We start from the raw sequence: 11,408 nt of genomic DNA, 5'->3' as shown, positions 1-11,408 counted from the left end.
TGATGTTTTTTCTTAAAGTTAGGATACTTAGTACGACCAGCAAAGAAATTAGTGAAAGCTGTTTGTAGGTGTCTTAACCCTTGTTGTAAAGGTACACAGCTAACTTCGTTTAAAAAGTCTAATTCTTCTTGTTTTTTCCAATCGGTTAGCATTGAAGAAGTTTGAGCGTAGCCTACTCTTTCTTGCTTTTCGTACCAAGCTTGTGTTCGTTCGTGGAGAGCTTTGTTGTAAACTAATCTTACACATCCCAAAGTGCGCCGCAATAGCGACTCTTGTTCTGGTGTCGGGTAAAATCGGTAAGAATAGGCTTTTTCCATGTCTCATATTTTAGCATATATTTCGTAAATGTGCTAATATTTAACAGTAAAGCCGTCGTAGAACGACGGGGTTTCAGACCCAAAATTTTCGATGATGGCGTTACTCGCTAACGCAGTTGACACCCGATAACCGATAAATGATACAGGAGTTATCTATGGAAACTATTTTTATCCCCCACCTCCTCAAATCTCCTGATCGACAAAGAGTGATCATCATCGATAATTTTATCCCTGGTCTAGAAACCTTGACACCAGTGCGGGGGACCTTGCTGGTTAGACATGGGGGCAATTTTTTGGAAGTATCGGTGAAAGCAGAAACCATCGTCACCTTAACCTGCGATCGCTGTTTACAACAATATAATCATCGTCTGCAATTAAACACTTCCGAATTAATCTGGCTAGACAAAAATAAAGACTACGATCACTCCTATCCTCTAGAGCGAGAAATAGCCTACGAAGACCTCTCGGAAACTCTCGATCCTAACGGGGATTTTGACCCGCAAATGTGGTTATACGAGCAGTTGTGTCTAACTTTACCCCCCCGTCAACTCTGCGGAGCCAATTGTCAACCACCCGATTTTTTTCTTCCGGAAAATACTGCCATCGATGGTCGTTGGGCCTCCCTAGAATCCTTGAAAAGTCAGTTATCTCAATCGCAAAATTGAGCCTTGATGCCGATTTTTTTCGGGTTTCGAGCCACGAGAAAAGCGATCGAAACCCGATTCTTTACCTGCCCCAAATCTTTTTCAGGACAGTTTCGGGAGTAATATCGGCGACTTTTCCCGTATTGGCTTCAATATATCGATGACGCTCTCCCCCACTCGGTAAAACTCTCTTAGACAACGAAGGAACCAGCAGAGAGAGGGTATAGGTTCCCACGGCCACGGCTAACTGTAAAGGGACACTTTCGGTAGCTAATAATAAATTAGCACCCGCGATCATAGCCGCCATTTTACCGATATCGGCCGTTCTGGACACTTTTAAGTTATTATCCATGGCTTTGAGCGCTAAAACCCAAGCTTCATCCAGTTCTCCCTGGATCGCGACAATTGGTAAATCCGGTTGTTGATGGCGAATGCCTTGGATAATTTCTAGCCAACTCTCTAGGGGATAAAGCGTTTCCAGTCCTTGGCTGATGCTCAGATCGCTACCGCCGGCGTAGAGGAGAATATAGCCGCTATCCTTGATATTGAGGCGTTGCTGTTCCATTTCCGCCCAATCGATATCATCCCGATTCAATGTTATTTTTAAAGGTGGACAGGGTGCGGCAATCTTTAACCCTTTGACCAGTGCGTGATAATTATCCGCTAGATAGCCTTCCGTTAGCCGGGGTACTTGTTGCGATAAGAACCAGCTGCCATTATTTTCATAGCCTATACGGTTAGGAACACCATTTAACCAGAGTAAAAGATTGATAGCAGGACGATTGGTGAGACTAATGGCGATTTCGTACTCCCGGTCTCGAATTACTCCCAAAATATTTAAATAATCTGCTAATCCGTACTGATCTCGATAGTCAAATAAAAGCACTTCCCTAACCTGGGGACAGAGACGATAGGCAGCTTTTGCCCTAGGTTCGACCAAAACATCGATAGTACCTTGGGGGTAAGTTTGCCGGAGAGTTTCTAGAGTGGGAAAAAACAGCAGTTGATCGCTAATTCCTCCCGGTACAAGGGTTAATATTCGCATTTTATCTGGATATACCTGAATCGATCAGCTTAATTTTAGCAGTGTCCCTCGTTATTCACTAAATCTGGGCAGCTATGTTTTTTCTGAACAGAATGCGATCGCAGATTCTCTTAACTATTACCCGAAGGATTAGAACCGTACATAGCATTTAAAACCAAAGCGGGGTCAACGTATTGATGGCCGTACATCAGTCCCCAGTGCAGGTGTGGTCCGGTGGTGCGTCCGCTCATTCCCACTCTAGCCATGCGGGCCCCTGCCGGTATATCCTGACCGAGAGTAAGGACGATTCCTCCTGACCTGTCAATCAAAAAAGTACCGCGGCTGTCGGATTGAACCGAACCCATGAGATGACAATAAATATGTGTCCATTGACCCGATTGCATCTTAATCATGGTGCCACAGCCTGTATGATCGGATAATTCGACGATTCTGCCGGTCCACCAATTGCGAATATAACTGCCCAAGGGTGCGGCCAGATCTAACCCGGCATGAAATTGTTGACTGCCATCCATGGGAGAGGAACGATAACCGAAACCAGAGGTATAGGTTTGAAAGTTTTCCACGGGGAAGGAGGCCCCGGCCCAAGCATTTTGAGCTATGAGGGTGGGATTAGCTTTAACGGGGTGTAAACGGTCAAATCCTAGAGAAATTAACGTGACAAGACAGCTAATCGCTAAAAAACGCAGGAATTTAACAGGCAGATATTTGAGCATGAGACTTAACTCCAGACACCACAATTAAATATACCGCTAATTTTACCGGCGGCTTTTAACCGATATTTTAGTTAAGTTTTGAGTTATTATTGACCATTGGTTAGGGGTTGAGAACATTTCCCCTCAGGCTGCCAATTCCCCGACTCTCCCACTTACTTTTTATTTTTTACTGACTCGTACCATGTTAGACCTAAAGCAAATTAGAGAAAATCCAGAGGAAGTACAGAAACGCTTAGATAGTCGGGGAGGGAGTTATGATATTGCCCCTATTCTCCAGTTAAATCAACAACAGAAGGCTTTGGAGTTAGAACGCAGCAGTTTACAGGGCCGGGGTAACGAAATCGGTAAACTGGTGGGACAAAAAGTGAAAAGTGGCAGCGATGTCAACAGTCCCGAAATTTTGGCAATGAAAACAGAAGGAAACGAGATTAAAAGTAAACTAGCTCAATTAGAACCGCAGGAAAAAGCCATTAAAGCGGCCATTGACCAAAAAATCTTAGATTTACCCAATTTACCCAGTGAAACCACTCCCATCGGTAAGGATGAACGGGAAAATGTCGAAGTCAGACGCTGGGGAGAGGAATATAAACCCACCAACCCGAATATTTTGCCTCACTGGGAAATTGGGGAAAAATTGGGCATTTTAGACTTTGAACGGGCAGTAAAGATCGCCCAGAGTCGTTTTGTTAATCTTATCGCTGTCGGGGCTGCCCTAGAAAGAGCTTTAATTAATTTTATGCTCGATCGCCATATTGTCGCCGGTTATACAGAAGTTTTACCGCCAATTTTAATTAATAGTGACTCCCTGCGCGGGACGGGACAACTGCCGAAATTCGCGGAAGAAAGCTTTAAATGTCGAGATGATGAGCTTTGGTTAGCACCAACGGCAGAAGTACCTGTAACTAACCTTTATCGCGATGAAATCCTCTCATCGGAGCAATTACCGATCAAACACTGTGCCTATACCCCTTGTTTTCGTCGAGAAGCGGGCAGCTATGGCAAAGATACGAGGGGCTTGATCCGTTTGCATCAATTTAATAAGGTGGAAATGGTCAAAATCGTCCATCCTGACGCTTCTGCTCAGGAACACGAAAGTTTAGTCGCTAATGCGGAGGCAATCCTGCAAGCTTTACAGTTGCCCTATCGCGTGATTGAATTGTGTAGCGGTGACTTGGGTTTTGCGGCGGCCAAATGTTATGACTTAGAAGTGTGGCTACCTTCGGCTAATACCTATCGGGAAATTTCCAGTTGTTCTAATTTTAGAGACTTCCAAGCACGACGGGCAAATATTCGCTTTAAAGAAAAAGGGCAAAAAGGCACTAATTTTGTCCACACCCTCAACGGTTCGGGATTAGCGATCGGTCGTACTATGGCTGCTATCCTAGAAAATTATCAACAGCCGGACGGGACGGTAAAAGTGCCAGAAGTGCTGCAACCCTATCTAAAACGGGAAGTTATTTGTTAATTTTTGATAAAAATGCTTGACAAAATGTCTATATAGGGTTTGCTGAATAAATCTAAAAACCTTGTTGGGTAAGACTTTTAGACCTTTTGTCAATCAAAAAGTACCGGATATGGGAGTGATCAGGGGGAAAACTCAGGTACTTTTTCCCTGAAAATTGGGTAGTTGACCACCTGAAAATCGGTAAAACCCTACACCCCACACCCCACACCCCACACCCTGCCCCCAAGAAAAACTTTTTGCCGCAAACCCTATATAGTGCATTTGAAAGAATTGAGCTTAACCCCACTCTAGAATTGCCTGTTTTAAGGCTCCTTCGGGCAAATTGGCGGGATCAAAAGAATCACCCGCTTCTATTCTGGCTAAAGCTTCAAAAAAAGCCCTCACACCACTGGCCGGTCCGGATGGGTGGTCCATAATTCCGGTTCCCGCATTGAGGATAACATTACGTCCGTAATCCCCAAGGACCTGGGGAACAATACCTGGACGAATGCCGGCCGAGGGAACCGGAAAAACGTTTCTATCGCGCAAAATATCGCGAATTTTGCCTTCCTCCTGGGGATCGAAGGGTAAACTACCGTAGGCGGCGGGATATAGCACCGCATCGGCTCCCGCGTGGGCCATCATCGTTCCCAAAACCACAGAATAGGCTAATCCCGTATCAGTACCGGCACACATCGCTCCGGCAAAGGCAGGATGGGCGAAAATAGGCACATCGATCGCCGGATCACTGGCTAAAGCTTCTAAAACGGAAAAACCGTAGGTAAGAACGTTTAATAACAGGGCATTAGCCCCATGTTTCACTAATAAACGGGCTTTTCTCTGCAATTCGTCCGCTTTTCCAGTGACATTGACCGCATAGAGAACATTTCTACCAGTTTGCTGCCGCACTTCCTCCAAAACCCGACGACAACAATCTAGGCGCTCGTGGGTGGGAGCCACGGGAAGATCCGCCATGATTTCATCATCTTTAATCACGTCTAAGCCAGCAAAAGCCACTTCTCGCAGGATATCGGCGTGATCTTGGGCCGATAGTCCTAAAGCGGGTTTAAAAATTGCCATCACTAGAGGTCGATCATAAACCCCCAAACGTTGCCTAATTCCTGTGATTCCCAGCTTGGCTTTCGTGCCGTAGGTTTCGGGGAGATACACCCCCACCACTTTTCCGGCTCCAGCCATGGAATATTTGCCGAAAATCATGGTTAAAAGACTGGCGATGTCATTTTCAACGTTTATCTGGGGAAAACGCACCCTAGCCACCTTATAACCGTCGGCTTCCTCCCTGATCCCCACCACTTCCCCTAGGTGTTGTTGCAGCTGCTCTTGACGATGACTGTGGCGATCGCTCCAAGTGCCAGCGGTTTGACCGATAGCGATCGTTTTTGCCTGTTTTTCGGCATTAATAGCGGGAGGAAAGCGATAATCGACAATAATAGTCATAAAAGGTAAAAAAAGGGAGTGGGAATTATAAATTATAAATTATGAATTATGAATTGGGGAGGTGGGGAGGTGGGGAGGTGGGGAATTGGGGAGGTGGGGAGGTGGGGAAGTGGGGAGGTGGGGAAGTGGGGAGGTGGGGAGGTGGGGAAGTGGGGGAGTGGGGAGGTGGGGAAGTGGGGAAGTGGGGGAGTGGGGAGGTGGGGAATTGGGGAATTGGGGAGGTGGGGAGGTGGGGAGGTGGGGAAGTGGGGAGCCTTTTTTCAGTAAACAGTAATGGGTGAAGTGAAAACTCACATCTGATAACTGATAACTGATAACTGATAACTGATAATGGCTTCGATCGGTTTTCTCACCTATTGACAAGGGTTCCGCTAAAAGCCTACAAGTATTTTGGATAGGTATGGCCATTGAGGAACCGACCAAAATATGAAAATAACGACAAGATTACGGGAATCGGGCAAATTTTTCTTAAAAAGCGGTGCTAGTATTGCCCTAGCACTATTTTTAATCTTAAGTCTGTTCACGGCTAAGGGGACTGCCCCTGCTTTAGCTGTGCTTGCTCAGGGTGACGCGGTAACGGATCCCACTGCTATTTTACGCAATGCCTTACCCATAGATAATAAACCAATTCGTCAAGTGCAACAATCGATCGAAGATATTGCCAAACATCTGCGGGCCAAACGTTGGAGTCCGATTAAAAAAGATGTCAAGGATGCCAATTATGCCCTTTCTACCAAAAGCAAGGCTATCTTAGATAGTGTTCCCGAAGCAAGTAAAAGCCAAGGGGAGGAATTAATCGAAAAACTCAAAACGGGAGTGGCAGACCTCGATACGGCCGTAGAAGCGAAAGATAAAGAGGCAGTTTGGTCAACCAGACGGGAATTGCTCAATAATATCACCGCTTTAGAAGAATTAATGGTGGTGGGTTTTCCCTTTAACGTTCCCCCGGAATACGCTAACTTGCCGCAATTGCGAGGACGTGCCACCGTAGAGATGCAGACCACCAAAGGGGATTTAACCATCGTTGTGGATGGTTACAGCGCTCCGATTAATGGGGGTAACTTTGTGGATTTAGTCCAACGGGGTTTTTATGACGGTTTACCCTTCATTCGCAGCGAAGATAATTTCGTTGTGCAAACCGGGGATCCCGTCGGTGCAGAAGAGGGATTTATTGACCCGAAAACTAAGCAATATCGCTCTATTCCCTTAGAAATTTTGATTAAAGGGGAAGAAGAACCAGTTTATGGCAATACTCTCGAAGAATTAGGGATTTACTTACCCAGTCTCGCCTTGCCTTTTAACGCTTTTGGTGCATTAGCCCTAGCGCGTCCGGATACTAATCCTAACGGAGGTTCCTCGCAATTCTTTTTCTTTAAATTCGATAATGAATTAACTCCTCCGGGGTTTAATCTCATGGATGGTCGTTATTCGGTTTTTGGCTATTTAGTCCAGGGAAAAGAGGTGTTAGAAGAACTTACCGATAAGGATAAGATTATCACCGCTAAAGTGGTTTATGGCTTAAATAATCTCGTCCAACCTAGCTAGGGTGGGGGTTTTTAACTAGGTTTTGTCAAGGCAAAAGATTAGTCAAGATAGGGGAAGCAGCTCAGATTCTGGGCGCTTCCCCCCATACCCCCAGAAAGTAGCAATTATCGGGGTCAATATTTCCCGCTAGTGAAAGCGATGCAGCTAGTAGATGTTACTGTGTTAACGACCTTTTCAACTTAGAGGAGGGTAAATCGTCCACTATTCGCTTATGTCGGAGTCAGCAGTCACGATCAAAAACTGGTTAATAAAATCAAAGTTCTCGCCCCTGTTTTTGCCGATAATTTAGCCGAGCTTATTCGGGGATGCCTAGAGGATTTATTAATAAAAGTTTTCTATCAAAAGGGAGAATTTAAGTTACTGTGATCGATAGTACTTCTTCAGAAAATGAGCAAGAAAATGTTCAAAAGTTTCAAGAAAAATATCTCTACATTATTGGTCAAAGAACTGATAAATTAGAACAGCAAAAGAATAATCAAGTGTGTAAAACCTATCAAGTACAGCTTGGGGATATTACTGATTTAGAAGTTAATCATGATCTAGGTGTACCCTTCATTGAAGATGAGCGAGAAAACTTACAATTAATTCAATCTCTGTCCGAGCAGAGCAAACCTATTATTGTGATTGATGGCGTTATTTTTCAAATTAACCAAGGAGGAATAGCGAGAGTTTGGTATTCAATTCTACAAGAATGGAGTAACTCAGAATTTGGTCAACATATTATTATTTTAGATAGAAATCAAACCGCACCGAGGCTAAAAAACTTAAAATATTGGTTATTAGAAGCCTACGATTATAATCATAGTGGAAAGGATACTAGAAAAATTCAAGCAATCTGCGATCAGCTGCAAGCAAGTTTATTTATTTCCACCTATTATACAACGCCTTTATTCACTCCCGCAGTTCTCATGGTTCATGACATGATACCCGAAGTCCTGCAAGCGGATTTAAATCAACCAGAATGGCAGGAAAAACACTATGCAATTTTGTACGCATCTAGGTATATTACTATATCAGCTAATACTGCTCGAGATTTAGTTGAGTTTTATCCCCACATTACCTAGGATAAAATTGATATTGTTTATAATGGAGTCAGCCAAGAATTTTCTCGAAGTATAGCTAAAGAAATTGATAGTTTTAAGCAAAAATATCAGATTTTAAAACCATATTTTCTCATCGTTGGTTCCAGGATTAGTCTCAAGGGTTATAAAAATGTCAAATTATTCTTTGAAGCTTGGAATAATTTACCTGAAAATAATAATTTAGCTGTGGTCTGTGTCGGTGGTGATTTAGAGTTAGAGCTAGAATTATCGAAATTAGCTCCAAATATTACCACCTATGTCTTAAAATTAGATGATCAGGATTTAAAAACCGCTTATTCGGGTGCAATTGCCTTAGTTTATCCTTCTCTTTATGAAGGATTTGGACTACCAATTATTGAAGCAATGGCCTGTGGTTGTCCCGTGATTACTTGCTTTAATTCAGCGATTCCAGAGGTAGGAGGTGATGCAGTTTTATACATTGACGGCATCAGTATTGATGAGATGATACAAGCTATCAAAAAAATACAAATTCCTGAAATTCGTCAGCAACTAATAGACAAAGGATTAGAGAGATATAAACAATTTTCTTGGCAGCAAAATTCCGAAAAAATTTATCAAATTATCCTAAAAACTATTACCGAAGTTCAAGAAAATCCTTCTGGTCAGCTTTGGGTAGAATTAAGAAAATTACAAGAAGAAAGACAAAATCAATCTCTGCAGCAATTAATTACATCTATCTCCCTTCAAGAAATGGAATATTCTCTGGAAAAGTTCAAAAATCAGAATAGGCAATTATCAGAAAATATTGAAAGTCTGCAAGAGAAAATTAAGAGTTTATCTACAGCAAAATCAGCTATTAAAAGACTGCTTAAGATTGTAATCAAAAAATCTAAAGTTGCTTACTTTATAAAAAAGAACTATTAGTTTATAGCGTTTTTCAGTCTGCTGAGGTACAAAAGTGATGGGTTTTAGGCAAAAGGCAAGAGGCAGAAGGCAAAAGGGAAGAAAAATAGGTGTACCTCACTAGCTTAGGAAACGCTATAGTAAGCTTAATTGGGAATAACTAAAATATCAATATATTCCCCAGTGTTTAAATTCTCTTGATAAAATGTATAGAGAAAATCTAAACTTATTTCAACAAATGTTCCCTCGTGCAATCTCCATACTCTAGAGGCAAAAGTTTCGATAAAGCTTAAATAACTTTTCTTTCCAGCTAGTCGATTAATTCCGTAGGGCCAAAATTCTACATATAAAGGAACAGATATTTCTCGAAAAAATTCTTGTCCTCCTTGAAATATTAGTCCTTCACTACCTTGACAATCTATCCAAACAAAACCAATTTTTCGAGGATTTAAGATTCCTCGATTCTTTAAGTCATCTAGAGTAATAAACTCGGCTAATTCTCGACTATAGTTGTCTTCATTAAATAAATTATCTGTGACATTGACTGGTTGAATACGGAAGTCGCCACAATTATCAGGGTTACAAACTAATTCTCCTGTACCAGTAAAATTAGCTAATCCGTAGTTCAGTGCTTGTAATCGCTCAGTTAACTGGTTAATCTGAGTATTAAAAGTCAGAAATTGATAATTTAAACCCGAAGCTTCGATAGAGACAGCGGATTGGAAGTAATTACCTTTTAAAGCATAAATGGATGTGGAGCCAATATTAGCACCCAAATCAAGAAAACAAGACTTATCGGGGTGGAATAGACTATGATTTTCCAGAAATGTCATACAGACTAAAAAATCATTTAGCTGAAATGCTTTTCCCTGTAAAGCTCCTTGAAGTTGGACTTTATCAAAAGTGGGATAGAGTAAATAACCGTCAATTTCATCACTTTTGATCATAATTCCATACAGGGATTCTGGCGGCTTTTTGAGACTAAAATTATTGACCTGTTTATACTCTGCTGATTCTCCGAAAATATGTAATATTTCTGGTAAAGTATGGGAGGTAGTCAGCCAATATTCTAATTCTGAGTTATCGGGATTTCTTTTTAGTAAATACTTGTATAAATTAGTAATAAATTTTCGTTGCTGCTCATTATTATTTTGGCTATTTTGTTGATGCTGCTGAAATTCAGAAGACTGTAAAAAAGACTGGATAACTTCCTGAAAAGACCATCCTAATTTGATCTGTTCCAGATAATATCTTTTACCTTCTATATCCGCAGCTCTCTGCAAAAAAGTTTCATAACAAAATTCGATAAAAGTTTCTGGTTGAATAAACATAATTAGTCATCAATTTTTATGAGTGAAAGACTTTTGGTGATTAAGTTAATAATCACTAGAAAGAAAATTTATCTGAGAAATAGCCAAGCTTAAGTTTCTATCATCATCGCTTAGTCCTAAATTTTTAGGTGATGTGGAACCCTCTATTTTTAATTCAATAGTTATTAGAGATGAGTTTTCATTGAGTAGATTGTTAGAGCAGTAAATAAACTTACGAAGATTATTTTGGAAACGATTATATTCAAAGTTCCAAATATCCACTAATTTTTCATTTACCCATACCTCTACCTTAAGTGTAGGGTTTTCTGACGAGAGAAAAACTGTCACTATTTGCCATTCTATAAGCAGGGGAACAGGACAGTCAAGCTGGATAGTAAAAAAAGCATAATCACCTTTTAACCAAGTAAAATTTTCTTCGGGTAAGTAAAACCCTTGTCGGAATAATTGAGGATGAAGGAAATTAGCTAAATAACCAGCAAAACTTACCCGCTTATTCAACTGGGCAACTATTTGATAATTTCCCTCGGTTATATCGGCAAATTTGCCTGTTAGTAAAATTTCTTGCGAACTTAAATATTCTCTTTGCAAAGGATCGGGAGGATGACCTTTTGCCAAATTTCTATAGGGTAAGCAACCATAATAATTAGGAGGTACATAAATTAACTCTGGGATATTTGTGTTGAAAAAAATGAGATTGTTTTCGCTTAAAATATCATTTCTAACCATAAATAAATTGATCCCTTGACTATCAGCATAAATCAGGGAATAACCCTTCTTATCTGCTAAATTTTTCCAAGCTAAAATACTAGCTCCAAAATAATTTGTTGGCTCTTCGGGAATTGTTATGCAAATAATTAACTTAAAATAAAATTCGATGAGAGCGCCTACGCTCAAAAGTAGCTGAAATCCATACAGGGAAGGACTTAAGGCACAAACAGGTTAATACCAAAAGATAGACAATTGAG

Annotated in this window: 11 protein-coding genes; 5 read left to right on the top strand and 6 right to left on the bottom strand. The window is 41.3% G+C overall.

Annotated elements, in window-relative coordinates:
- On the bottom strand, positions 1-317 hold a 317-nt coding region (locus O9295_RS20195), incomplete at its 3' end, for an RNA-guided endonuclease InsQ/TnpB family protein (protein ID WP_288034854.1).
- Between the two features lie 155 nt (positions 318-472).
- On the opposite strand from O9295_RS20195, the gene O9295_RS20190 reads away from it, so the two are divergent.
- Positions 473-982 carry a YceD family protein gene (locus tag O9295_RS20190; RefSeq protein ID WP_002795530.1) on the top strand — a complete coding sequence of 170 codons (510 nt, stop codon included), beginning with the start codon at positions 473-475 and terminating at the stop codon, positions 980-982.
- Between the two features lie 61 nt (positions 983-1,043).
- On the opposite strand, the gene O9295_RS20185 is transcribed toward O9295_RS20190, so the two are convergent.
- Both O9295_RS20185 and O9295_RS20180 read right to left on the bottom strand, forming a co-directional pair.
- Complete coding sequence (locus O9295_RS20185) at positions 1,044-2,006, bottom strand: glycosyltransferase family 9 protein (RefSeq protein ID WP_288034851.1); 963 nt, start codon at positions 2,004-2,006, stop codon at positions 1,044-1,046.
- Between the two features lie 110 nt (positions 2,007-2,116).
- Complete coding sequence (locus tag O9295_RS20180) at positions 2,117-2,719, bottom strand: M23 family metallopeptidase (RefSeq protein ID WP_288034849.1); 603 nt, start codon at positions 2,717-2,719, stop codon at positions 2,117-2,119.
- 181 nt (positions 2,720-2,900) lie between these two features.
- Between O9295_RS20180 and serS the strand changes: the two genes are divergently transcribed.
- Entirely contained in the window at positions 2,901-4,184 is a 1,284-nt protein-coding gene (gene serS / locus O9295_RS20175) for a serine--tRNA ligase (RefSeq protein ID WP_288034846.1), read from the top strand.
- A gap of 276 nt (positions 4,185-4,460) precedes the next feature.
- Here the strand turns inward: serS and O9295_RS20170 are convergent, their stop codons facing one another.
- Positions 4,461-5,621 carry a 2,3-diketo-5-methylthiopentyl-1-phosphate enolase gene (locus tag O9295_RS20170; protein ID WP_288034843.1) on the bottom strand — a complete coding sequence of 387 codons (1,161 nt, stop codon included), beginning with the start codon at positions 5,619-5,621 and terminating at the stop codon, positions 4,461-4,463.
- Between the two features lie 426 nt (positions 5,622-6,047).
- On the opposite strand from O9295_RS20170, the gene O9295_RS20165 reads away from it, so the two are divergent.
- The 3 genes from O9295_RS20165 (at position 6,048) to O9295_RS20155 (ending at position 9,133) form a co-directional block, all read left to right on the top strand.
- Positions 6,048-7,166, top strand: coding sequence for a peptidylprolyl isomerase (locus O9295_RS20165; protein WP_288034841.1), 1,119 nt, complete (start codon positions 6,048-6,050; stop codon positions 7,164-7,166).
- Between the two features lie 362 nt (positions 7,167-7,528).
- Positions 7,529-8,230: a glycosyltransferase family protein gene (locus O9295_RS20160; RefSeq protein ID WP_288034838.1), complete on the top strand. Its 702-nt coding sequence runs from the start codon at positions 7,529-7,531 to the stop codon at positions 8,228-8,230.
- 6 nt (positions 8,231-8,236) lie between these two features.
- Positions 8,237-9,133, top strand: a complete 897-nt coding sequence (locus O9295_RS20155; protein WP_353851880.1) for a glycosyltransferase family 4 protein — start codon at positions 8,237-8,239, stop codon at positions 9,131-9,133.
- A 125-nt stretch (positions 9,134-9,258) separates the two neighbouring features.
- On the opposite strand, the gene O9295_RS20150 is transcribed toward O9295_RS20155, so the two are convergent.
- Entirely contained in the window at positions 9,259-10,443 is a 1,185-nt protein-coding gene (locus O9295_RS20150) for an FkbM family methyltransferase (RefSeq protein WP_288034836.1), read from the bottom strand.
- 45 nt (positions 10,444-10,488) lie between these two features.
- Entirely contained in the window at positions 10,489-11,337 is an 849-nt protein-coding gene (locus O9295_RS20145; protein WP_288034834.1) for a hypothetical protein, read from the bottom strand.
- Between the last annotated feature and the right edge of the window lie 71 nt (positions 11,338-11,408).

The sequence above is a fragment of the Microcystis sp. LE18-22.4A genome, from assembly GCF_027531105.1.
GTDB classification, from domain to species: Bacteria; Cyanobacteriota; Cyanobacteriia; order Cyanobacteriales; family Microcystaceae; genus Microcystis; species Microcystis aeruginosa.
This window is presented reverse-complemented; position numbering and strand designations above follow the sequence as displayed.